Annotated in this window: 17 protein-coding genes and 1 riboswitch; of the genes, 10 read left to right on the forward strand and 7 right to left on the reverse strand. The window is 38.6% G+C overall.

Annotation, left to right across the window (positions count from 1 at the left end):
• The first annotated feature begins 66 nt into the window (after nt 1–66).
• A complete protein-coding gene (locus PVA17_RS11210) occupies nt 67–1,041 on the forward strand; it encodes a helix-turn-helix transcriptional regulator (RefSeq protein WP_274067722.1) in 975 nt (324 codons plus the stop codon).
• Nucleotides 1,042–1,166: 125 nt separating this feature from the next.
• Here PVA17_RS11210 and PVA17_RS11215 read toward each other — a convergent pair whose 3' ends face one another.
• From PVA17_RS11215 to PVA17_RS11235, 5 genes are all read right to left on the reverse strand, one after another.
• A complete protein-coding gene (locus PVA17_RS11215) occupies nt 1,167–2,561 on the reverse strand; it encodes a nucleoside recognition domain-containing protein (RefSeq protein WP_274067723.1) in 1,395 nt (464 codons plus the stop codon).
• On the reverse strand, nt 2,533–3,258 hold the full coding sequence (locus tag PVA17_RS11220; protein WP_274067724.1) for a FeoB small GTPase domain-containing protein: 726 nt from the start codon (nt 3,256–3,258) through the stop codon (nt 2,533–2,535). Before PVA17_RS11220 ends, PVA17_RS11215 begins: the two co-directional genes overlap by 29 nt.
• The gene (locus PVA17_RS11225) at nt 3,255–3,515 is read right to left on the reverse strand and encodes a FeoA family protein (RefSeq protein ID WP_400939848.1); all 261 of its coding nucleotides are present in this window, start codon (nt 3,513–3,515) and stop codon (nt 3,255–3,257) included. Before PVA17_RS11225 ends, PVA17_RS11220 begins: the two co-directional genes overlap by 4 nt.
• A 419-nt stretch (nt 3,516–3,934) precedes the next feature.
• Entirely contained in the window at nt 3,935–5,236 is a 1,302-nt protein-coding gene (locus tag PVA17_RS11230; RefSeq protein ID WP_274067725.1) for a hypothetical protein, read from the reverse strand.
• Nucleotides 5,237–6,102: 866 nt separating this feature from the next.
• Nucleotides 6,103–8,274 (reverse strand): S-layer protein, encoded by a 2,172-nt coding sequence (locus tag PVA17_RS11235; protein WP_274067726.1) that lies wholly within the window; start codon nt 8,272–8,274, stop codon nt 6,103–6,105.
• Between the two features lie 392 nt (nt 8,275–8,666).
• On the opposite strand from PVA17_RS11235, the gene PVA17_RS11240 reads away from it, so the two are divergent.
• Together PVA17_RS11240 and thiC are read left to right on the forward strand one after the other, a co-directional pair.
• A complete protein-coding gene (locus tag PVA17_RS11240; protein WP_274067727.1) occupies nt 8,667–9,596 on the forward strand; it encodes an AEC family transporter in 930 nt (309 codons plus the stop codon).
• A 346-nt stretch (nt 9,597–9,942) separates the two neighbouring features.
• Nucleotides 9,943–10,057, forward strand: a riboswitch (TPP riboswitch).
• A 131-nt stretch (nt 10,058–10,188) separates the two neighbouring features.
• Entirely contained in the window at nt 10,189–11,967 is a 1,779-nt protein-coding gene (thiC, locus tag PVA17_RS11245) for a phosphomethylpyrimidine synthase ThiC (protein ID WP_274067728.1), read from the forward strand.
• Nucleotides 11,968–12,156: 189 nt separating this feature from the next.
• Here thiC and PVA17_RS11250 read toward each other — a convergent pair whose 3' ends face one another.
• Together PVA17_RS11250 and PVA17_RS11255 are read right to left on the reverse strand one after the other, a co-directional pair.
• On the reverse strand, nt 12,157–13,662 hold the full coding sequence (locus PVA17_RS11250; protein ID WP_132363527.1) for a catalase: 1,506 nt from the start codon (nt 13,660–13,662) through the stop codon (nt 12,157–12,159).
• Nucleotides 13,663–14,068: 406 nt separating this feature from the next.
• Nucleotides 14,069–15,514 carry a response regulator transcription factor gene (locus PVA17_RS11255; protein ID WP_132363525.1) on the reverse strand — a complete coding sequence of 482 codons (1,446 nt, stop codon included), beginning with the start codon at nt 15,512–15,514 and terminating at the stop codon, nt 14,069–14,071.
• A gap of 232 nt (nt 15,515–15,746) precedes the next feature.
• On the opposite strand from PVA17_RS11255, the gene hutH reads away from it, so the two are divergent.
• The 7 genes from hutH to PVA17_RS11290 all read left to right on the forward strand — a co-directional run bounded on the left by hutH (nt 15,747) and on the right by PVA17_RS11290 (nt 25,197).
• Nucleotides 15,747–17,261 (forward strand): histidine ammonia-lyase, encoded by a 1,515-nt coding sequence (gene hutH / locus PVA17_RS11260; protein WP_132363523.1) that lies wholly within the window; start codon nt 15,747–15,749, stop codon nt 17,259–17,261.
• A 165-nt stretch (nt 17,262–17,426) separates the two neighbouring features.
• The gene (locus PVA17_RS11265; protein WP_274067729.1) at nt 17,427–18,692 is read left to right on the forward strand and encodes a YjiH family protein; all 1,266 of its coding nucleotides are present in this window, start codon (nt 17,427–17,429) and stop codon (nt 18,690–18,692) included.
• A 15-nt stretch (nt 18,693–18,707) separates the two neighbouring features.
• The gene (hutU, locus tag PVA17_RS11270) at nt 18,708–20,378 is read left to right on the forward strand and encodes a urocanate hydratase (protein ID WP_132363519.1); all 1,671 of its coding nucleotides are present in this window, start codon (nt 18,708–18,710) and stop codon (nt 20,376–20,378) included.
• Nucleotides 20,375–21,661, forward strand: coding sequence for an imidazolonepropionase (hutI, locus tag PVA17_RS11275; protein WP_274067730.1), 1,287 nt, complete (start codon nt 20,375–20,377; stop codon nt 21,659–21,661). The genes hutU and hutI overlap by 4 nt, the downstream gene beginning before the upstream one ends.
• Before the next feature lie 29 nt (nt 21,662–21,690).
• Entirely contained in the window at nt 21,691–21,915 is a 225-nt protein-coding gene (locus PVA17_RS11280; RefSeq protein WP_337993612.1) for a hypothetical protein, read from the forward strand.
• Nucleotides 21,916–22,225: 310 nt separating this feature from the next.
• Entirely contained in the window at nt 22,226–22,840 is a 615-nt protein-coding gene (gene nadD, locus PVA17_RS11285; RefSeq protein WP_132363515.1) for a nicotinate-nucleotide adenylyltransferase, read from the forward strand.
• A 479-nt stretch (nt 22,841–23,319) separates the two neighbouring features.
• Nucleotides 23,320–25,197 (forward strand): SLC13 family permease, encoded by a 1,878-nt coding sequence (locus PVA17_RS11290; RefSeq protein WP_274067731.1) that lies wholly within the window; start codon nt 23,320–23,322, stop codon nt 25,195–25,197.
• The last annotated feature ends 609 nt before the right edge of the window (nt 25,198–25,806 follow it).

Below are 25,806 nucleotides of genomic sequence, written 5' to 3' on the forward strand. Positions count from 1 at the left end.
CGTTTGCTATACTTTGGTTATGATTGATAATGATTCTCAATCGAAAATCAAAGGGTGGTGACGAACATGTTGAATACTAATTTCCATGAGAACTTTAGTGAATTTTTTCATGCATTGGAAATATTAAAGGTACAAGAATGTCCGTTTGCATTCCAACCAAATGTGCAGGAAGGAGCTATACATCGTTTTATTCCTCGACAAGATTTAGAAGTGGTTATATCTGATTATTCATTTTATCGAGAGTACCAAATGCAAGTAGTAACAAAGCAGCCTATGGTTGAACTTAGTTTCTGTTTACAAGGTAATAGAGGTGTTAACATCTCAGGTTCGGAATATGAAATTTCTTCAGGAACATGCTCGCTTCAATTTATTGAGCAAGTGGGGGCAAATTTTATGTTTCATAAAAATCAATCCTATCAAATGGTGGGGATTGGTATTCCAATTTCAACCTACAATCATTTTATGAGTGAAATTGGTGAAACTAGTAGGGAATCCTTTAGTTTCTCTAAAATTCTTGATGGAAAACGATATAGACTATTTCAAGAGAGCATTAACGCATCTTCCCTAATTATTGTTCGGCAAATGTTAGATGCTATAGCAAGTAAGAGAATGACCAATTTAGAGCTAGAATGTCGAGCATTACAGCTATTATCTATGACCTTTCAAGCTCATCTATTGGATAATTCTCTTAGCCCTGTTATGTTTTCAAAAAGTGATAGAACAAAAATACACCAAGCCCAATCAATTATTATGGAGCATATGTCCAATCCTCCAACACTAATTGAGTTATCGCGTTTAATTGGTTTAAACGATTACAAATTAAAAAAGGGATTTAAAGAAATGTTTGGGACAACAGTGTTTGGATATTTAAGAGAAAAAAGGCTAGAGAAAGCATTTCTTTTATTACAAGAAGGAACTATGAATGTAACTGACATTGCGAGTGCAGTGGGATATTCTAATCCTAGCTATTTTGCCGAGATTTTTAAGGAGAGATTTGGAATTAATCCTAGGGAAATATTAAGAGATCTTAATCGATTGTAGAGGATATATCTTTAACTCACAATACACCTTAAATTGAGTGAATTTATTTAAGGTGTTTATTTTTTAATAGCATTTTCTAGATAGAAATAAAAAAGGGGGCCTATTTAAGACCACCCTTTCCATCCTCACACCCAACCAAACGCTCGGGCAATTGTCGCCGTTAGCCATGTCACACCAATGGCAATAACTGTTGGAATTAAAAATGACATAAATGTCCACTTTGCACTTTTTGTTTCTTTATATATATTGACTAAGGTTGTTCCGCAAGGGAAGTGTAGAAGTGAGAATAACATCATATTTAATGCTGTTAGCCACGTCCATCCTTGGTCGATAAACACTTGTTTTAGCTTCGATAAATCCTCAATTTCTAGCATAGCTCCTTGTGATAAATATGCCATAATTAGGATAGGGATAACGATTTCATTGGCTGGTAGCCCAAGAATAAACGCAGCCATAATAAAGCCATCCATACCAAGAGCCTGACCAAACGGATCTAAAAAGTTAACAAAATGCATTAGAATACTCGTATTGCCAACGTAAATATTGGCGAATACCCAAGTTAAAATAGAGGCAGGCGCTGCAACGATAACTGCTCTTTTTAATACATTCCATGCTTTATCAATACTTGCTCTTAAAACGGTATCCCAAAACTTTGGTTTTCGGAATGGTGGAAGCTCTAATGTGTAATGAGTAGGTACACCCTTTAAAGCCGTTTTAGAAAGAACCCAAGAAACGGATAATGTCACAACGACGCCTAACATAACAAACCCTATTAAAATAGCCGCTGTTACTAATGAACCTGTTGCACCTGAAAAACCAGTTACCATAAATAATGATGCTAATAAAATAAGCGTAGGCCATCTCCCATTACAAGGAACAAAATTGTTCGTTAAAATGGCTAACATTCGTTCACGAGGAGATTCTATAATTCTCGTTGATAGAATAGCTGCAGCATTACAGCCAAAGCCCATTGCCATTGTTAATGATTGTTTCCCATGTCCTCCAGCTCGTTTAAATAAACGGTCCATATTAAATGCTACACGTGGTAGGTAACCGTAGTTTTCTAATAGAGCGAAGATAGGGAAGAATATCGCCATTGGTGGCAGCATAACACTAATAACCCAACCTGTACCTCTAAATAGCCCAAGAATTAAAATACCGTGTAGCCATTCTGGTGCGTGCATTGTTTCAAAAAGAATTGTGAGCTTCCCCTCTAGATAGCCGAATAAGCTTGCTAACATATCTGAAGGTACGTTTGCGCCTGCAATAGTAATGTAAAAGACAGCCCCAAGTAAGATAAGCATAATAGGGAATCCCCAAATGCGGGATGTGAAAATTTCATCTAATTTATCAGATCTGTACATTGCAGGTTGCTGTGATACTACTTTTTTACATAAAGATTTGCTTTTAGTATAAATATCACTAACGATTTCATCTCGAATATCCTCATTTGAAACTTCGTTTACTTCAGCTAAAATACCCTTAAGTGAATTATGATTTAACACTGACTGGGACTCCATTCGTTCTCACCTCTTGCTGGTTATTATTTTTATGGTGTTGCAGTTTTAAGATTAATTCCTCATCTCCATCAAGTAAGCGAAGCGCAACCCATCTCGATGGATATTTATCATCAAAATAACCTTCTAATTTCGATTCAACCTTTATAATGGCGTCCTCTATTTCTTTTGAATATTTCATGCGATACGGGGTTGTAACAATTTGCCCACTCACCAGTTGATTTAACGTATCCAGCAATCGATTAATCCCTTTTTTATTTCTTGCTGATATTTTTACAACTGGAACTCCTAGTTCACGAGCTAATCTCCGTTCATCAATTCGGATCCCTTTTTTCTCAGCTTCATCAATTAAATTGATACAAATGATGACATTATTAGTCATTTCTAAAACTTGAAGCGCAAGATTTAAATTTCTCTCTAATGATGTTGCATCGAGAACAACAATCGTTGCATCCGGTTGATCAAAAATAATATAGTCTCTTGCGACTTCTTCATCTGCTGAATTGGAAAATAGCGAATAGGTCCCAGGTAAATCCACAAGTACATATTGCTGTCCTTTGTGTTCAAAAGATCCTTCTGCATGAACAACTGTTTTCCCTGGCCAGTTCCCAGTATGCTGTTTCAGTCCTGTTAATGTATTAAATAATGTACTTTTGCCGGTATTTGGGTTTCCCGCTAAAGCTATTCTATTAACGCTCATTTTGTATTCCCCCTTACAATTTCGCCCAAAATCATTGAGCTTTCATTATTTCGTAATGCAATTGTCGTATTGCTTACGCGATAAGCAACAGGGTCTCCTAAAGGACTTTTACGAAGAACAGAGATTTCTGCTTCTTTCACAAAGCCTAAATCTAATAATCTTCTTCTAAGAGGACCCTTAATATTAATTTCTTTTATTAAAAAGCAATCTCCGAATGAGCATTCAGAAAGTGGTTTCAATGTTTTTTCCATGCGCATTTTTTATTCCTCTCTATAATAATATTTCACTAACTCCATATTGTTTCTCTAAGGAAACTTTATTAATGATTATCCCTGTTTTATGACAATTGTCAATAGTTATCTGAAATTTTTTTGAAAGAACGCGATAAAAGAACGTTTTGATGAAGGAAATAACGACGCATTGTCTAATTAGTTGTTGGACTAAGAATGTTGATAAAAGGGGGGGGGGAATACCAAAGTTGTTGATGTAATGGAATGAAACCGTCTTCTTTATGATGTATTAATGTAAGTAGGATTTCGTTACAGGTGCCCACCTGAACTTTTGAAAGAAGAGGTCGATCGTGAAGAAACAATAGCAGAGCAGAAAAAACCATAACCTTCTGCGGAATTAGCAGAGGATTATGGTTTTTTCTTTTCTAGAAATTAAAAGTGGATTATTATCTAATAATTTGGAATGAACCAGGTGTCTTTGTTTGAATGAAATGACGATTTCCTTCTATTGTGTAATCAGCCGGTTCTTGATCGCCAAAGTCATAGGTACGAACGATAGAGGCATTCGGTGATAGGTTATTGATAATGATTTCCATATCCGCCTCGAATTCAACTTGTTTTTTATTTAATGTTGCCTGGAATGTAATACGATTTAAATTTCGTGTAATTTGAATTTCCATAACACCAGTATCCTCATTAAGAAGAGTTCCTAGTGGTGGAATAATAACAGTCATATTGGATTTTGTTGTTAAAACAAAGCGCTCTGTACTATTTTCTGAATCTGCAACGTTTATTTTTGCTGTATAGGTATTTTTGTCTCTAGTCATAGCTGTGATTTTACCAGGTTCTGCTGTAGTATCCGATAAAACTGGAGTTTTAGTTCCGTTCCCTTTAGTAGGTAGATCATATTTCCCGTTTACAAAGTCTACTAAAGTCCAGACATTTGGTACAAGCTGCTGTTGCACAGGCGTTAAAGCTTCGAAGGCTGTTTTCACTGCCTGTACATCTTGAGCAGTGGACGTTTTAGGCGATAAAGCGGCAATAGCGTTTTCCACTTCCTTAGCAGCTGCCTTATCCTTTACAACAAGTTGTTCAGCATCTAACAACATCTTTTCGACACCAGCAGGTAATGAAACGTTTGTATGTCTGCGTAGTGCATTAAGCTCAGCTCTAGCATCAGCTACATCTTGATGGAAGGTAATGCGAGAAGAGTTTAACACTTGGATTTTATAGACCACTTTATCGATAGAGGTGTTTGGTGAGATATAGGACGTCAGTATTCTTTGTGATTCCGCACTTACAAAGGTCTTTTGCGCTGCATTTAATGTATTGTACCAATCTTTTGTTTCCATAACATTTTGGTAGTAATGAACGGAAGTCGATTCCACTGAAGCTAATTTCTCTTCAATTTGATCAGCAAGCTTACGATACGCTACTTTCGTCTGTTTATGATTAGACAACGTGGAATAATTCGTGACATACTGTTGTTCCGTTGCCGTCAACTCATCGTATGCTTTGCTAGCTGTCTCTAAAGTTGCTTGGAATGAAGAGGTTGTATCATTAATATTCGAAATAAGTCGAACAACATTCGAAACCTTATAGTTGTAGTAATAAGTATTATCGTATATGTAAGCAGTTTTCGCCTGTCCTGCAATATCAGCCGCCGATGCTGATGTAGTAGGTGCAGCATAAATAAGTGAAGGGGCCGCAACTAGGGCGAGAAAGGCTAGTTTTCTTTTGTTTTTCATAATATGGGAAACCTCCTAATTGGTTTTTTCACAAGTGTCATAGTAATTCATGAGGATTTTTGTCCTAGATGAAATCGTTGATTGCCTTGAGAATATCCTAATATATGTTGATAAACCAATTTTATCATATATTAGGATTCTTTTATGTATATTTTGAGTGAATAGGTAGATAGGTTGTGCATTTTTTTTTAACACTTTGTGTCTTATGTACTTGGGATACGAAAGGTAAGAGAGGTGGATAAGGTGGATAGAATCGTATATAGTGACGGATAGAATCCCCCTATTAAGGGGATAGTTTGTTTGCGGCGAAACCGACAAAAGGTAGTTGTTGAAAAGCCAACTATAGCTGTGAATCCAGCTTTTGTTATTGTTTTTATGCGCATGGCTCGGCACGCAAAGATCGTGTTTTAGAGATAAGTCTCTTTCAGGTTACTGAACGCTTTCTATTAGCTGGGGAAATTGCGCAGTCTTGTAATGTAGATGTTGAATTAATCGATATAAAGACGGTTGATATCGGCGAGTAGTATGGTCGTTAGAGGAAACGCCTTTGTTATAGAACGAATGAAAGCGTATGTAACGTTAAATGAACAACGTGCGGGAATTTTGAAGGCGATTGAAGAGAGGGGGAGTGTCTAGGGTGAATATGATGTTGTTCTAAATAAAGTTACAACCATCGAACGCTGTGTAAACCGTATTAAAGTGGTGTATGGTAATCTTGAAAATTTGTAAGACTTTACATACTCCAAGCAATTATCGAGAATCATTTAAGTAATTTTAAAACCTATACAGAGGCGATATTGTTTATATAAAAGAAACAACAGGCTATAGAGATTTTCTAGCCTGTTGTTTTTAAACTATAAAAATTTTTATCGTTGCTTACCTGAACGTTGGACATCATTATAAATGTTGATGGCCCTGTCTAAACTGTTAATAGCATCTGTCACCTCGTACGAAGAAGCATAGGCGTTATTAACAACAGATTGGGCGTGTTCAACTGCTTTTTCTAGGTCCCGTTTTTCTCGTTCTGTTGTCCACCGTTCATAATAGGGGATATCAGAACCATCTCCATTCACAGAAACTTTCACATACTTAATAGAATTAATGAGTGACGTTAGCCAAGATTTATCAACATAATTTCGATAGTTTACACCGGATTTATGATTACTTCTATACGTTGAAATAGCACTATTTAAATAATTATAGGCAGACGAAATTTCTGACTGAGATGAGTAGCCATTATTTGCAACATTTTGAGCATATGAAACAGCTGAAACTAGAGCGTCTTTTTCACTTTGCGTCGTCCAAATTGTATAAGAAGATAATTCAGAGCCATTAACAGAAACGGTTACATATTGAACAGAGTTAATCAGCGATAAAAGGGCAGATCTATCGGCATTAGTTTGGTAAGTACCGTATTTTTGTGCATTTTTATAAACTGTAATCGCATAGTTTAAATTGCTAATAGCACTTGAGATATCAGACTGGGTTGCATAAGTATTATTTGCAACAGACTGAGCAGATGAAACGGCAGAAGATAAAGCGTCCTTCTCACTTTGCGTCGTCCAAGGCGTATAAGAAGCTACATCATTACCATTATTCCAAGAAACTGCAACATACTGAACAGAGTTAATCAGCGATAAAAGGGCAGATCTATCTCCACTAGTTTGGTGAGTACCATATTTTTGTGCATTTTTATAAACTGTGATTGCATAGTTTAAATTGCTAATAGAGTTTGTGATATCAGACTGAGTTGCATAGTTATTATTTACAACATACTGAGCGGATGAAACGGCAGAGGTAAGAGCATCCTTTTCACTTTGCGTCGTCCAAGGCGTATAAGAAGCTACATCATTACCATTATTCCAAGAAACCGTTACATACTGAATAGAATTAATCATCGATTGTAATGAAGACTTATCGCCGTAAACATATTTTGTTCCGTTCTTTTGCGCAGCTTGATAAACAGTTAATGAAATCCGGTATTGTGTAATAGCGTTGTTTATTTGTTCCTGAGAGGCGTTGGAATTATTAGCTACTGCTCTTGCGCTACTTACGGCATATTCAAATGCTGTACGCTCAGCCTGCGTTGTCCATTTCTCAGTTGTTAAAACGTCGTTTCCATTAACAGATACGGTAACGTATGGGGGTATAGCTACTAAATTACTTAGTTCAGTTTTATTCGCCACAGGTAATTTTACAGAGGCTTTTTTATCATCCACCTGCACCTTGTTAATAAGATGCCCTGAGTCTAATGCCACCTTTTCCCCGTGTTTGACAATCACTTGCCCTATTTTGCCTTCCCCGTAAAGGCTAAAATCTTTTTCAACATCGATTGTAAGCTTATCAACATTGGCCGTAACTTCAAATGCTGTAACTTTACCAACTACATCGATTTTTGAAATAGCTTTGTCAGAAGTCACATGTACTTTCGTACGCTCCAAGTTAATGTTTGGAGATTTAATATCTTTTAAAGTGACATTTAACCAATTAATATTTCTAGTTAATAAAGGTTTAAAAATAATTGTATCCCCGATAGTAACATCATCAATTGTAATGGCCTTCTTCACACGATTCGTTACAATGAGCTTATCTTTAATCGTTACATTTTGAACTTTTACATAATCCGCATTTACAGTTAGACTTCCTTCAATCTGTGCGTCACCACCATCAAAATATACCGCTTTTTTGTCAGTGCCAGCTTTCGTTAATGTTAGTTCTGTAACGCTCGTAATTTCGCCGTTTTTCACTACTATTGTTGCTTCGGCATTCATCAATGCAGTTTTATTCGATGTGTTAAAGAGGGGCTTCAGCGACTGGCTAATTTTAAATTGGCCATTGGATGTAAGAACTTTCTCTTTAGTGACGTTGCTAATAGTAACTGTTTGCCCCTTTGTTTTGGCTGCAGCTACCTGCCCATTCATTTGAATTGAGTGGTTTAAAGGTGAATTATTTGAAGCGGCATCTGCAGTGGGCATTGGCGATACTAGGGTTGCTGTAATAGCAGTTGCCATAAAAGTCGTTAATACTTTATTCTTCATTTTAGTCACTCCGATCATTGTATTTAATGGATAATATATCATATATTTCTCTGTTTTAGTACATAAAGGGTATATTTTACTATTTATTACACGTAAATGAAATGTAGTCCCTTTTTCTTTATCGTTCGTTTTTAAGAATCCTTAATTATTTCAGAAAATTGAAAGTGAAGTGCCAGGTTTTTTGTACGAAATCGGGTAGTTGGGTGCGGAAATCATGCTCATTTCAAGGGCTATAATGTTCTAAAAGATAACTTTTACCATCTTGTTAAAGCCACTGTATTAGATTAGTGTATTTAGGAAAAATGCCTTGATATGAGTGGTGAGTTAGCTTTAAAGTACATTGACCAAGCATAAAAACAGCACTACTATGGGAGAGGGAAGGGGGACAAGCTATGATGTATCTCGGTATGATTTTTTTTAAAATTGTGGCTCCAATTTTAGTGCTTCTAGTACTTGGTGCAGTTTTACAAAAGAAATTTCGCTTTAATTTAAAGGCGTTATCTCAACTTATTACATATTGCTTCATGCCAGCAGCAGTTTTTGTGAATATATATGAAACGAGTATAGAGCTGTCTGTGCTTGGGGAAGTTGCGTTATTTATTCTACTCTTTATCGGAAGCCAAATGGTGCTTAGTCATTTTCTTGCAAAGGGACTAGGCTTAGTAAAAACAGAGGCTGCGGTGTTTAAAAATAGTGTTGTCCTCATTAATTCGGGAAACTATGGAATTCCAGTTGCACAAATGATTTTTGTGACTCAGCCGATTGGCGTGGCGATTCAGGTCATTCTCGTTATATTTCAAAATATGACGACCTATACTTACGGCTTGTACAATTTAATTTCTTCAACAAAATCGGGCATGTCTATTGTGAAAGACTTCCTCAAAATGCCCATTATTCATGCACTTATTATTGGTGTTGCAATGAACTATTTTACTATTACTATTCCGCAGTTTGTAAGAATTCCGATAGACCATGTGGCGGATAGCTTTATCGCTGTAGCATTAATAACTTTAGGGGCTCAACTATCGCAACTTGAAATCAAATCCATGTTCAATAAAATAGTATTCATTAGCTGTTTTACACGACTAGTCATAGGGCCAGCCGTGGCATTGCTAATTATTTTTGCGCTTGGTCTTGATGGTGTCGTGGCACAGTCACTTTTTATAGCTAGTTCGTTCCCGACATCGCGAAATAGTTCTAGTCTTGCATTAGAATATGACGTAGAATCGGCAACTGCTGCACAAACAGTTTTATTTTCAACGATTGTGAGCTGTATTACAGTGACAATCGTGATTTATGTAGCGGAACTGTTGTTTACCTAACAGTTGGGTGCCATATAAAAAGATAGGGTGGAAAGCTTTTCAGGAGTTAGGAGCTTTTTTTCTGAATTAAAAGCTAGTGATTTATATTTGTTAAAACAAGATATAAGTTGATTGGAGTGGAGGCTGGGCGACTCCTTGGGGATTAGCGTCACAGATGAGACCCTGCAGCGAAGCGAAGCGGCTCATCGGACGCCCCCAGGAAGCTTTGCTCTGTGCGAAAGCGAAGCGGCAGCAAAAAAGCGTCCAGCCGGAACGGAAATCAACCACACGTTATGATGATAAGCAAAAAAAACAAATGAAGCTTCCATCTCTTAACAATATCTGCTACACTAGCATCAAACTTAATAGCATTAACTAGGGGAGTCTGATGAGTCAGGCTGAGAGGGAAACGCATAGAGGTTTCTTGACCCTTTGGACCTGATCTGGCTCATACCAGCGTGGGAAAGTTAACCATTATTGCACTCAATGTATTTGCAATAACTATACCTTTACATTCTTAGCCGGATCCAAAATTTTTTGGATTCGGCTTTTGTCTTTATTGGGGTGAGCTAGATTCGGTCCTTGTAAAAATATAAAAGGGAGCGAAGTAGTTATGACAACAGTTAGCGACAAGAATATTACAATTATGTCTAGTTTTGAAGGAAGTAAAAAAGTTTACGTAGAAGGTTCTCGACCAGATATTTTAGTGCCAATGCGTGAAATTGCTCTAAGTCCAACGACAGGAAGCTTTGGGGAGGAGGAAAATGCACCAGTACGTGTTTATGATACGAGCGGCCCGTACACGGATCCTGCGTATAAGGTGGATATTACGAAAGGATTACCAGCTTTACGTAGTGCATGGATCAAAGAACGAGGTGACGTTGAAGAATACGAAGGGCGTACTATCAAGCCAGAAGATAATGGATTCCGCAAAGCTGATGATCCACGAATGAATGAAAATGTTTTTCCGAATTTATCTAGAAAGCCTTTGCGTGCGAAGAAAGGTAAAAATGTAACGCAGCTTCACTATGCACGAAAGGGAATTATTACTCCAGAAATGGAATTTGTAGCGATACGCGAAAATATGGACCCAGAATTTGTGCGCTCAGAGATCGCGGCGGGACGTGCTATTTTGCCATCTAATATTAATCACCCTGAGGCAGAGCCGATGATTATTGGACGTAACTTCCACGTAAAAATAAACGCCAATATTGGAAATTCAGCGGTGTCATCCTCTATTGCAGAAGAGGTAGAAAAAATGACGTGGGCTACACGCTGGGGTGCTGATAACATTATGGATTTATCTACTGGTAAGCATATCCATACGACACGTGAATGGATTATTCGTAACGCCGCGGTGCCAGTGGGAACGGTGCCGATTTACCAAGCGCTAGAAAAAGTAAATGGAGTGGCAGAGGATTTAACGTGGGAGGTGTATCGTGACACGTTAATCGAACAGGCTGAGCAAGGTGTTGATTACTTCACGATTCATGCAGGGGTATTGCTACGCTATGTACCATTAACGGCTAATCGTGTAACAGGCATAGTGTCTCGAGGAGGCTCGATTATGGCGCAGTGGTGTTTATATCACCATCAAGAGAGCTTCTTATATACTCATTTTGAAGAAATCTGCGAAATTATGAAAACCTATGATGTTGCCTTCTCTTTAGGTGATGGTTTACGTCCTGGTTCTATTGCAGATGCAAATGATGAGGCTCAATTTGCGGAGCTAGAAACGCTAGGGGAATTAACGCAAATTGCCTGGGAGCATGATGTACAGGTGATGGTAGAAGGACCAGGGCATGTACCAATGCATCTTATTAAAGAAAATATGGATAAACAGTTAGAGGTTTGTAAGGAAGCTCCTTTCTATACTTTAGGGCCGCTGACAACAGATATTGCCCCTGGTTACGACCATATTACATCGGCTATTGGTGCTGCAATGATAGGGTGGTATGGTACGGCAATGCTCTGTTATGTGACGCCAAAAGAGCATCTCGGCCTACCAAATCGTGACGATGTTCGTGTAGGGGTTATTACGTATAAAATTGCTGCACATGCTGCCGATTTAGCGAAAGGGCATCCGGGAGCACAGCAGCGTGACGATGCGCTATCTAAGGCACGATTTGAATTCCGCTGGCGCGATCAATTCAATCTTTCGTTAGATCCAGAGCGTGCAGTTGAATACCATGATGAAACATTGCCTGCAGAAGGGGCAAAGACTGCGCACTTTTGTTCAATGTGTGGACCTAAGTTTTGTAGTATGAGAATCTCACAGGATATTCGTAATTATGCAAAAGAGAATGACTTAAATACGACTGAAGCAATCCACAAAGGTATGAAGGAGAAGGCAGAGGAATTTAAACAGGCTGGCAGTCAAATTTATCAATAATTAGTAAAGTCGGCTTGTGTCAAAATTAGGCACAAGCCTTATTCGTTTCATCGGACACCCCCAGAAAAGCGATTAACACACATTATAGTGATGAGTTCTCGTTCTATTATTAATACAAAAAAGCTCCATGTGAAGTTGTCCTTCACATGGAGTAAAAAAGTTGGATTGGATATCAATAATAATAGAAAATTAAACGTTTGTTGGTTGTTTTTCGTATGGATTTGAAAGATCCATACCTTCTAATGAAAGGCCCATAGCTTTTGCTACACCTTCGCCATATGCTGGATCAGCTAAATAGCAGTGAAGGATATGACGGCGTTTGATGAACTCTTCAACTGATGCCATATCATTAGCAGTATTTTCGAACAGGCGTTGTTGCTCTTCGGCAGTCATTAGGCGGAACAATTTACCCGGCTGCTCGAAGTAGTTATTGTCGTCTTCACGGAAGTCGTGGATACCAGCATTACCGTCAATACGTAATTCAGGCTCTTTATAGTCTAAATTATGCTCCCATTCACCATAGCTATTTGGTTCGTAGCTTAAAGTTGAACCAAGGTTGCCATCGAAACGCATAGCGCCGTCGCGGTGGAATGAACGGAACGGGCATTTTGGTGCGTTTACAGGAAGCATATAGTGGTTCACACCTAAACGGTAGCGTTGTGCGTCTGCATACGCAAAAATACGAGCTTGTAACATTTTGTCTGGCGAGAAGCTAATACCAGGGATAATGTTAGATGGTGCAAATGCAGCTTGCTCAACTTCCGCAAAGTAGTTGTCCGCATTTTTGTTTAACTCGAATTCACCCACAGGAATTAATGGGAAGTCTTTTTTATACCATACTTTCGTTAAATCAAATGGGTTATATGGTAACTCTCGAGCTTGTTCTTCTGTCATTACTTGAATGTACATTTTCCATTTAGGGAAATCGCCTTTTTCAATAGCTTCATATAGATCGCGTTGTGAAGATTCGCGATCGTTACTGATTACTTCAGCAGCCTCAGCACCCGTTAAGTTTTTAATGTTTTGCTCTGTACGGAAGTGGAATTTAACCCATACGCGCTCATTTTCAGCATTAATAAAGCTATAAGTGTGAGAACCGAAACCATGCATATTGCGGTATCCAGCCGGAATACCACGGTCAGACATAACGATTGTTACTTGGTGAAGTGCCTCTGGTAATGAAGTCCAGAAATCCCAGTTTGAATTCGCGTTTTTCATATTTGTACGTGGGTCACGTTTTACCACGTGGTTTAAATCTGTAAAGTGTAAAGGATCACGGAAGAAGAATACAGGTGTGTTGTTACCAACTAAATCCCAGTTACCTTCTTCTGTATAGAACTTAAGTGCAAAGCCACGAATATCGCGCTCAGCATCCGCTGCACCACGCTCACCTGCAACTGTGGAGAAGCGAGCAAACATATCAGTCTTTTTCCCAATCTCTGAGAAGATTTTTGCTTTTGTATATTTAGTAATATCATGCGTTACAGTGAAAGTACCGAATGCACCTGAACCTTTAGCATGCATACGACGTTCAGGAATAACTTCACGGTTGAAGTTCGCTAATTTCTCAACTAGCCATACATCCTGGAGTAATAGAGGACCACGAGGACCTGCTGACATAGAATCGTGGTTGCTTACTACTGGAGCACCACCTGCTGTTGTAAAACGACGGCTACGGTTATTTTCATTTGTCATATTAGTTTACCTCCTAAGAAAAATTGTGAGTCAAACTCTTCATCAATAACTATAACAAATGTAAATTATAATTGCTAGTAAATTATAATTATTATTGTTAAAGAATATTTATAGTAAGATATAGACTATAAATATATGCTAGATTTAACTAGCTTATGAATAACCTTTACCACTAATTTAGTTTTTTAAAACATTTTCGAGAATTACTTGAAAATGAGTTATGAAGAAGAGGAAGCTCAAGAATAAAATGAATTCTTTTGTTTATTTATTCTTACTGAAAATAGAATATGATAATTGAAAAAATTGCAGTGAAAGTGGGGATCAGGTATCGGAGATCCCTTAAAAATATAGCCTTTACCCGCTACGCTTTCGCCCAAGTTCCTAGTTGAACGGAAAAAAAGTCTTTTTAAGTTTTGCGATAACGATGGGGAGTAATTCCGATGTGCTGTTTAAAAATTTTTATGAAGTAATTCGAATCTTCAAAACCATTTAAATCGGCAATTTCACTAATAGCAAAATCGGTTTCTACAAGCATTTTTGTGGCATTTTGAATTCGAACTTGCTGTAGGTAGCGTTTAAATGGCAGGCCTTGCTTCTTTGAAAAAATGGTACTTAAATAATTGGGACTAATCCCTAATTTATGGGCAACGTAAGGTAAAGATAACCTGCTATCCTGAAACTGCTGATCAATAATTTCTATAGCTAGCTCTACATAGTCAGCCCTTTTTTCCATTCGCGCCTCATGAGCTAATTCAATCAGTCTTTGTGTAAATGAAATGATGCCATTTAGAATGGTATAAAATATAGGGTGCTCAATAATTAAATGAAAAAGCTGACGATAATTTTGCTCAATTGCCGCTTTCTCATGTAATTTATACTTCAACATAAAGCGCCGAATTTGCGCCAAAACACTCGTTAGATGTATACGTAAGTCATCTTGCTTGTAATATATTCCTTCATTAGATAGTCGATATAAAAATGCTTTGACGGCTTCAATATTTCCATCCTCTAAACTACTTATTAGTAATTGTTGCTCTTCAGGTGTTAGTAATGGATCGAAGGTCTGCGTCTCCAATTGTTTGCTCGCATAAAAAATATGTCCAAAGCCTTCGTAAAAGCTTTGATGAAGTGCGCGTTTTGTTAAGGTATACATATTCTTCATGGTAGTCGGCTCCCCATCATAAATTCCGATATTTAACGAGCTATTATTTGTTAATCGCCATTCCTTCATTAATGTTCGAACATCCTTCTCTAAATCATTTGTTTGGAATAAACAAACAATTCTTTCCGATAAAGGATAAATTCGCATACTAGAATAAATAGGCGTTTGCTGAAGCCAGTTGTATAGTTTGTTAAACATTTCGGAATGCTCAGGCTCGATCATTGTGAAATGACTATTTGTCTCTAGGTTGCATGTTTTATTATCTAAAAAGAGTTGATAGTAAAATGATTCATCTGTAGCTTCTTGATACGCTGCTTCTGCCTTTGGTGTTCGAAGGGAAATAGCGGTGAGCTTTTGTTTTAGTATTTCTAAATCAATTGGTTTAACGAAGAGATGTGCAACCTGTAAATCAATTGCTTTTATTGCATTTTTAAACAATGGCTCAGTTGTCATAGCTAAAATAGTCCCAGAATGCTTTTGTAAAACACGATAAAGTGCAGTTAAACGATTATTCGAGAATAAATCGATATTTAGCAGTATCACCTCAGGTTCGAATTGCTGGATACTTTGAAGTGCCTCATTAATAGTTGTGCTTATTTCTATAGTTACATCCCCAGGAAAATATGTATGTAAAAACCACCGGATGCCTGAAAGATCAGTGGAATCCCTGTCAATTAATAACAATTTCACAACTGCAAACCTCCTTAAAATTATCTAGTTTCGTAAAAAAATACTATTATATTATTAAAATAACAAAAATTCTGAAATAATTCATGTTTTCTCTTTTAAAATTCCCTATTTTCTGAAAAAAGTAGTTAGTACAATGTAGTTAATGTTATTGTTATTTAACTTTTGTAGCGATAGCGAAATTGATTAAAAGCATTTTTACATAGCTCTAAGGAAACAGGGGGATGTCATTATTATGAAGTCTATAATCGAGCTTGATGGCAAAACATTAACAAGACAGCAAATAGGGGAAATTGTAGATGGTCGAGCTACGGTAGCGCTTTCTCTAGATAGTGTGGAGCGTATACGTTTAAGTAGGGAACGCATTGAAAAGCGTTTAGCTGAGGGGCAAACGATATATGGTGTGAATACAGGCTTTGGAAAGCTAAGTAATATAAAGATTGAAGAGGAAGACATTGAACTTTTACAGTTAAACTTATTGCGTTCAGATGCGACAGGTGTTGGTGAACCATTCCCGACAGATGTCGTACGCGCCATGATGGTTTTACGTGCCAATGCTTTAGCCCGGGGTTTTTCAGGAATTCGTCTAGAAACAGTGCAGCTGCTTTTAGAATTTATTAATAAGGGAGTACATCCGATTGTACCTTCTCAAGGTTCAGTTGGAGCAAGCGGAGATTTAGCACCGTTATCACATTTGGCTTTAGTACTAGTAGGTGAAGGTAAGGCGGAGTTTAATGGAGAGATTATGAGCGGTAGTGAGGCTTTACAGCAAGCTGGGCTAACGCCTGTCCGACTACAAGCTAAGGAAGGTCTAGCGCTTGTAAATGGTACCCAAGCAATGACGGGTATCGGGGTTTTAACAGTGAACGAGGCAGAGCGTATTGGGCTAGCGGCAGATATGGCAGCAAGTTTAACGCTTGAGGCACTAAAGGGGATTACTTCAGCATTTGATCCAGCGCTGTTGGCGGTAAGACCACACCCAGAATTAGAGCTTGTTGGCGGACGAATCCGTAAGTGGCTTGATGGAAGTAAACGTGTGACAAGGCAAGGTGAAATCCGTATGCAGGATGCCTATTCACTACGTTGCATTCCACAAGTGCATGGTGCTTCATGGCAGTCATTTTTCTATGCTCAGGACCGTGTGCAAACTGAAATGAATGCAACGACAGATAATCCGATTGTTTTAGAAAATGGAGAAGTATTATCAGGTGGGCATTTTCACGGTCAACCAATTGCATTAGCAATGGACTTTTTAAAAGTCGGTGTAAGTGAGTGGGCTAATATTTCTGAGCGACGTACAGAACGTATGGTTAATCCACAGCTTAATGAAGGTTTGCCACCATTTTTAGCGACAAATCCTGGTATTGAATGCGGACTGATGATTGCACAATATACAGCAGCCTCTATCGTATCTGAAAACAAAGTATTGGCACATCCATCAAGCGTGGATTCTATACCGACATCGGGTAACCAAGAGGATCATGTGAGCATGGGTACAACATCGGCCCGTCAAGTACGTCAAATCGTGCATAACGCCGCTCGTGTCATTGCGATAGAAATGATTTGTGCATCGCAGGCTATTCATTTAGATAAGGCAGAAGAGCAGTTATCTCCAACAACTCGAAAGTATTTAGAAAAAGTGCGTGAGTTTTGTCCGCCGTTGTTAGCGGATCAACCAATCGGCGATGAAATTGAAGCGCTTGCACGGTATTTATTAACGAGTGATGTTCTATTGAATGAGTATCTGTAAACATTAAGGTGATAACTTCCTAGAGAAAATCCAACATATCCTTCAAGTTGTCTGGATGACCTAGAAATTTCTTTCAAAAGCACTTGCGTCGGAGGGATTGATATAGAATTTCATCAAAGAGAGCTGGAGCGAGACTCGCAATTTCGAGTCTCCTCAGCGATTAAGATGTTTGTCTGTAGCTTAGTCGGAATATTCAGCTTTTTTATATCGTTTGATTGGCAAGGGAAGAATACAATTTTAATTGATCACATCGTGAATTTTATTCGAGCTGAAGCACCGCTGCTTGTAACTGCGTATGTACTCATCATGCTTGTAGGTGGAGCAATTCATCCTTTCGTTACTAAGAAATGGAATGAGTCGACCGTCAATATAGTGATGTCCATCTTTAAAGTGGGCGGTATGATTGCGGGGATTTTGTTAATTTTCAATATAGCACCTGGATGGTTAGAGGATGAAAGTATTGGCCCGTATTTATTGGAGAAGCTTGTTAAGCCAGTGGGAATACTAATTCCAATCGGGTCATTGTTTTTAGCACTTTTAGTAAGCTATGGATTACTTGAATGTATTGGTGTTTTAACACAGCTGTTTATGAAGCCTATTTTCAAAACACCGGGACGTTCAGCGGTGGATGCAGTTGCCTCATTTGTCGGCAGTTATTCGGTGGGCTTGCTTTTAACAAACCGTGTTTATATGGAAGGTCGCTACACAGCGAAGGAAGCCGCGATTATTGCAACAGGTTTTTCGACTGTATCGGCAACGTTTATGGTCGTTATTGCAAGTACGCTAGATATTATGCAGCATTGGAATGCGTTTTTCTGGGTATCGCTCGTTGTAACATTCTTAGTCACAGCGTTAACTGCGCGTATTTATCCACTTCGTTCAATAAAGGATGACTACTACAAGGGCGCAACGCCAATGCCAGAAAAGATTGTAAAGAAGGGCCGTTTTAAAGAAGCGTGGCGTCAAGCGATGGATGCAGTTGAGCAAAATCCACCTTTATCTAAAGTTTTATGGTCAAATTTAAAAGATGGCTTCATCATGGCGATGGGTGTTATTCCGTCGATTCTATCGATTGGTTTGCTAGGGCTTGTACTTGCAACATATACACCCATTTTTGATTGGCTTGCGTATATTTTTGTACCATTCACATATGTGTTACAAGTTCCAGAACCATATTTAGCAGCGAAAGCGCTGTCATTATCGTTAGCAGAAGTATTTTTACCGGCACTTGTTGTCACGCAAGCAACAGTTGTGACGAAATTTATTGTGGCAGTCGTATCCATATCGGCAGTTTTGTTCTTTTCAGCCGTTATTCCTCTTATTTTATCATCTGAAATTCCGTTGACATTGCGCCAGATTCTACTCATTTGGTTTGAGCGTGTCGTATTAACTTTAATCATCGTAACACCGATTGCATTTTTACTATTCTAAAGGAGTGTGTTTTTAATGGTAGTTAAAACAAATATTCGTGCACCACGTGGGAATGAATTAACATGTAAAGGTTGGACGCAGGAAGCTGCAATGCGTATGTTAATGAACAATCTAGATCCTGAAGTAGCAGAAAATCCAGATGAACTAATCGTCTATGGTGGGATTGGTAAAGCGGCGCGTAATTGGGAAAGCTATGAGCAAATTATTACGTCATTAAAAGAATTAGAGAATGATGAGACACTTCTTATTCAATCAGGAAAGCCGGTAGCTGTATTCCGTACACATGAACATGCACCACGTGTATTAATTGCGAACTCTAATTTAGTGCCAGCGTGGGCAAATTGGGAGCATTTCTATGAGTTAGAGGACCGTGATTTAATGATGTACGGCCAAATGACTGCTGGTAGCTGGATTTATATTGGTGCACAAGGGATTTTACAAGGAACATATTTATCATTCGTAGAGGCGGGGAAAAAAGTATTTGGTACAGCAGATTTACGAGGCAAATTCATCCTTACAGGTGGTATGGGTGGCATGAGTGGTGCACAGCCTTTAGCTGGAAAAATGGCTGGCGCTGTCATTTTAGTCGTCGAAGTAGAGCGTGCTCGAATTGAACGTAAAATAAAAGAAGGCTACTGTGACTATCTTGTAGAGTCGGTAGATGAAGCTATTGAATTAGTCAATAAACTACGTGACCAAAAAGAGCCTGCGTCAATTGGTCTTGTTGGCAACTGTGCAGACGTTAATCGTGAGCTATTGAACCGAGGAATTATCCCTGATTTTGTAACTGACCAAACATCTGCCCACGATCCGATAAATGGCTATGTTCCAAATGGTATGACGTTTGAGGAAGCGCTTAAACTGCGTAAAAGTGATGTGAAAACGTATGAGCGAAGAGCAAAAGAAACGATGGCAGAGCATGTTCGTACAATGCTTGAATTCCAGCAAGCAGGTGCAGAAGTATTTGATTACGGTAATAATATACGTGCCTATGCCAAAGAGATGGGTGTAACGAATGCCTTCGATTTCCCTGGTTTTGTTCCAGCGTACATTCGTCCCTTATTCTGTGAGGGGAAAGGGCCATTCCGTTGGGCTGCACTTTCAGGTAACCCTGAGGACATTTATAAAACAGATGCACTTGCCAAAGAAATGTTTGCTGAAGATGAAGGTCTTGTGAATTGGATTGATATGGCGCAAAAAATGGTTAAATGGCAAGGATTACCGGCACGAATTTGCTGGTTAGGCTATGGTGATCGTCATCGTTTTGCATTAAAGGTTAATGAAATGGTTGCCAATGGTGAGCTTTCAGGACCGATTGTCTTTGGTCGAGATCATCTAGACTCAGGTTCAGTTGCTTCACCAAATCGTGAAACAGAGGGTATGCTTGATGGCTCTGATGCAGTATCGGACTGGCCGATTCTAAATGCGCTTGTCAATACTGCAAGCGGTGCTAGCTGGGTAAGTGTTCATCACGGTGGTGGTGTAGGTATGGGTTATTCTCAGCATGCTGGTCAAGTGCTAGTAGCGGATGGTTCTGAGTTAGCTGCAGAGAAGATTGCACGAGTGTTAATTTCCGATCCAGGAATGGGCGTTGTGCGCCACGCAGATGCTGGCTATGAAATTGCTATTAATACAGCAAAGAACAAAGGTGTGCGTATACCAATGTTAAAGGATGATGCGAAGTGACAATTTTAATCAAAAATGCCAATGAAGTGATCACGTTAAAAAGTGCTGTACAAGGTCCTCGTACAAAGGAACAAATGCATGACATCGAAATAGTGGAAAACGGCAGTGTTTTAATAGAGGGGAATAGCATTATAGCAGTAGGGTTACTTGCACAGCTAGAAGCGGATTTCCCCGATCTTGTAAAGATGGCTGAGGTCATTGACGCCTCAGGTAAGATTGTTATGCCGGGTCTCGTCGATTGTCATACACATTTAGTTCATGGTGGTACACGTGAGCAGGAGTTTAATATGCGTCTTAATGGTGCCACATATATGGAAATTATGAATGCGGGTGGCGGGATTCATGCCACAACAAACCGGACACGAGAAACTAGCTTTGATGAATTATATAGAAAAACGATGAATCATTTAGATGTATTTTTAAAACATGGTGTCACAACGGTGGAGGCAAAATCAGGCTATGGTTTAGATTGGGAAACTGAAAAGAAGCAGCTTGAAGTTGCGAAGGAATTACAAGCAACACATGACATTGATGTCGTTAGTACCTTTATGGGGGCGCACGCGGTGCCGCGTGACTATAAGGGACGTGAGGATGAATTTGTCGATGTCGTCATTCATGACATGTTGCCGAAAGTAGCTGAGCTAAACCTTGCCGAATTCAATGATGTATTTTGTGAAAAAGGTGTATTTACGCCAGAGCAATCACAACGCATTTTAGAGGCCGGGAAAGCGTTAGGGTTAACACCGAAAATTCATGCAGATGAAATTGAGCCTTATAAGGGAGCAGAACTTGCCGCGGAAGTGGGAGCAATCTCGGCGGAGCATTTATTAGTTGCTTCGGATGAGGGAATACAAAAAATGGCTGAAGCCGGGACGATTGCAGTGCTGCTGCCTGGAACAGCATTCTTCTTACGTGCGCCTTTTGCGAGAGGACGCCTAATGATTGATGAAGGGGTACCTGTAGCAATTTCAACTGACTTTAATCCCGGCTCATCCCCAACGATGAGTTTGCCGTTTATTATGAATTTAGCTTGTATGCATATGGGTATGACATTAGAGGAAGTGTTAACGGCGACAACTATTAATGCAGCATATGCACTTAACCGTGGACATCAAATTGGCTCCCTTGAAGCGGGCAAACAAGCTGACGTCATTATATTGGATGTTGCCAATTACAAGCAATTGCAATATTTCTATGGCATGAACCATACGAATACGGTCATTAAAAATGGGCGAGTTGTCGTACAGGATGGTATTCTTTTGAAAAATCAGCTAGTGAATTGAATAATACGAAAAGCATAAATAAGGCACAGGTGCTTTGTTTATGCTTTTTAAATTGCATTAGACAAAACCGGCAAGAGGAAAAGCGCTTGAAAATGTTTCACGCTGTTCATACTTATATCAGCAAATTCGTGAACAATTTTACAGTGAAAGAATTACAGCAAGACATTGTAGTAAATGGTTCTATTCTTTACAAAGAACCAACACTTAAGGAAATCCATGGTTCATCACCAAAAGTTGAGGATGACTTTTGTTAAAACTTCTACTATGTAAATAGTTGACTGGAGTGGAGACTGGGCGACTCCTCGGGGATCAGTGTCACAGATGAGACCCTGCAGCGCAGCGAAGCGGCTCATCGGACGCCCCTAGGAAAGCGCCCAGTCGGAACGGAAATCAACCACACGTTTTGGTGATGGTATATATAGAAAAGAATTTACATCTACTATGGAGTAAGTATAAACGAACAATGAATCCAGAAAAGTATCCTGTCGATTTAATTATTAAAGAAAAAGTCGTAAAGATGATAAATGGAGAACCAAAAGGAGAAGAAGAACGGAGAGATAGATAATGGCGAGAATAGGAATTTACGGATCGTCCTTTGATCCGATTACAAATGTTCATCTTTGGACCGCGAGCACAGTGGCGCATCGTTGCAAATTAGATAAAGTAATTTTTTTACCTTGTTCAAATAAACGAAAGGATAAGGAAATAAAAACGGAGAATTCTCATCGATGGAATATGCTGCAGCTGGCTATTGCAAAGGATGAGCGTTTTATTGCAGATTCATATGAAATGGAGCAAGAAGGTTGGAATATTTACACATATGATACGATGAAACATTATAGAGAACAACACCCAAATGATGAAATGCATTTTATTATGGGAGCGGATTTATTAGTTGATATTGGAGCAGGATTGTGGAAAAAAGGAGAAGCGTTAGTAGCTGAGAATAAATTTATTGTAATGGCACGGCATGGAATTGATATGTTATCAACAATTAGTCGTTCTCCAATTTTGAGGAATCATGATGATGGAAGGTTTCATTTGATTGACAAAGGCTTAGCAATGGAAATTAGCTCTACCTATATTCGAGAAGAGTTTGCAATGGGTGGTGAACCCAAATATCTACTGCCTGGCGCTTGTTATGACTATATTAAAAAGCATAATCTTTATCAAAAATAACCTAGGTATGGGCGGATACATGATAATGGAGTGCGTTTCAACTGTAGGTAAAGCTATTGAAAAAGAGGTATGGTAATTTATTTGGGAGACCTCTTCATGTAGCGTATTGAAAGAAACTTTTATGCTTTCCTTGCGCGAAAACTATCAACATATCCCGTTGCAATTTAGGATTTTTAAATAAATTATGAGGGGCTGATGATTTTTCATGGAGAGTAGCGACTCCTGCGGGATTAGCGTCACAGATGAGCCCTGCAGCAAAGCGAAGCGTCAGCAACAAATGTTTTCTGTAGCGAAAGCGAAGCGTCAGCAACAAATGTTTTTTCTGTAGCGAAAGCGAAGCGTCAGCTACAAAGCGCCCAGTTGGAACGGAAAAGGAGTCTTTTATTTTGAAAAGATAGTGAACTTTCTCATTTACAGGTTTGGGTAAGATATAATAAATCTAAATGATATATAAAGGGTTGTGTGTATCATCTAGTGCAATGATTAATGTTAGAAAGGAAATCTTAGAAGTGCAACTTACATTAACATTTCTTATATTAGGAGCGACAATTTTTGCATTTGTGACCAATAAAGTACGAGCAGACCTCGTTGCGATTGTGTCACTTCTTGCCTTTGTCATTACAGATATTTTAACACCAACAGAGGCGCTTGCTGGCTTTTCGAACTCTGTAGTTTTAATGATTGCAGGGTTATTTGTTGTGGGAGCAGGAATTTTACGCACTGGCCTTGCAGGAATGGCAGGGCGATTATTGTTGAAATGGTCAGGGGATAGTGAATTAAAGTTATTTGTGTTATTGCTTATTATTGTAGGGACAGTAGGTGCCTTTATGAGTAATACAGGTACTGTAGCTTTAATGATGCCGATCGTTGTTAGTATTGCCGTTAGTATGAAAGAAAGTCCTTCGAAATTCTTGCTACCTCTCTCTTATGTTGCAAGCCTTTCGGGGCTTATGACATTAATTGCTTCACCAACAAATTTAATTGTCAGTCAGTTGTTAATAGATCGTGGTTATAATAAGCTAGGCTTTTTCGAGGTGACACCCATCGGTATTGTGGGAATGGTTGTCGGTATTATCTATTTAGTACTCGTGCGCAATATTCTTTTACCAAATGAAAAGAATCGTACACAAACAAAAGCTGACTATAAACTATCACCGAAGAAGATTATTAAGCAATACGATTTAAATAATCATTTGTTTAAAGTGTTTGTGCCTGAGGGTTCGCCGATTATTGATGCAACATTAGCACAATTAAAGCTTCCGGCCAAATATACGCTTTGTATGATGAAAATTCACCGTCGATCTCAAGAAGGCATTAATTTTTTACCGATGACATATCAGGAAATGGCAGGTCCTACAAGCGTGATACATGCCAAAGATGAATTGTATGTCCAAGGTGAGGAAGAGAATATTCGTCGTTTTACATCCGATTATAGTCTAGAGATGCAGGAACTAGTCGAAGGAGAGGCAGATGACTTGGTATCGAAGCATCTTGGTATTGCAGAAGTATTATTAACGCCAAATTCGAGCTTTATTAATGAGACTGTTAGCACTCTGGGCTTCCGAGAAAAATATAATCTTAATATAATCGGTATTAATCATAGAGGTGGCTATAAACTTCAAGATATGGTGAAGCATAAATTGAAATTTGGTGATGCCATCTTAGTGCAAGGGTCGTGGGATGAAATTCTATTACTTGCAAGGGAAACGCAAGATGTCGTTGTAGTTGGTCAGCCGAAAGAGCATGCGAGTGTGGCGGCTGCAACGGGTAAAGCTGGTATTGCTGGTGTCATTATGCTTTTAATGATTGTGTTAATGGCTTTTGAAATTTTCCCTGCTGTTATTTCCGTTATGATTGGTGCTGTATTGATGATATTAACAGGCTGTTTACGTAATATGGAGGATGCATACAGCAATATGAACTTTGAAAGTATTGTGCTTGTAGCTGCGATGCTTCCGATGGCGACTGCATTGGAGAAAACAGGTGGTATGGTTATTCTGTCCGATGGTATTATTAACGCGCTTGGAGATTATGGACCGTATGGAGTATTAGTTGGTGTATATACTTTAACAGTTATTTTTGGACAATTTATTAGTAATACCGCTACTGCAGTTTTGTTCGCACCGATTGCTATGAATGCGGCGATTGCAATGGGAGCAAGTCCAACGACATTTATGATTGCCGTTGCTGTAGCAGCGAGTATGGCGTTTGTCACACCAATTGCTTCCCCGACAAATGCGCTTGTGATGACAGCTGGCGGTTATAAATTTATGGACTTTGTGAAAATCGGAATCCCGTTACAGATTATTATGTTTATCGTCATGATGCTGGCAATTCCATTTTTCTTCCCATTTTAACTTCATTTAATAAGTGTTTAATGTAGCGAGAGCGAAGCGTCAGCTACAGAGGTCTACTGCTTTATAGGTGGTAAGATGAATGAGGTTTTAAGTCACTTTTCAGTGGGTGTCTAAACAATCGTTAAAATAGAGGAACAGTCTAAGAACGCCACCTGCATAATTGATAAAAAACTCGGTTTCTATACCGAGTTTTTTGTTTTAGTGAAAAACAATTAATATTTTCATAGGGATTATGATAAAATTATATTTTAGATTACAATAAAATAATATTAAATTCACTTCAGATTGTGGGTTTGATATTAAATTGTTTTTTAATCATATATATAGGAAGTTTCTCGTTGAAATAAAAAACTTTTAATTTTTTTGGAGAAAAGTGTTGACCTTATTAAATTATGAGTATATTATTATACAAGTCGCTAAGACATCTGCTGAAAAGTAATTGAGTTAAATAAATTAATTGTTGACATCGAGTTTGCGACATGATATTATATAAGAGTTGCTGCAATAAAGGTAGTAACGAAATGAACCTTGAAAACTGAACAAGCAAAACGTAATCAATAAAGTTTTTACTAGCTAACCTCGAGTTAGTGAACGAAACAAAATTTTGGA

This window comes from Lysinibacillus sp. CNPSo 3705 (genome assembly GCF_028674935.1).
GTDB lineage: Bacteria > Bacillota > Bacilli > Bacillales_A > Planococcaceae > Lysinibacillus.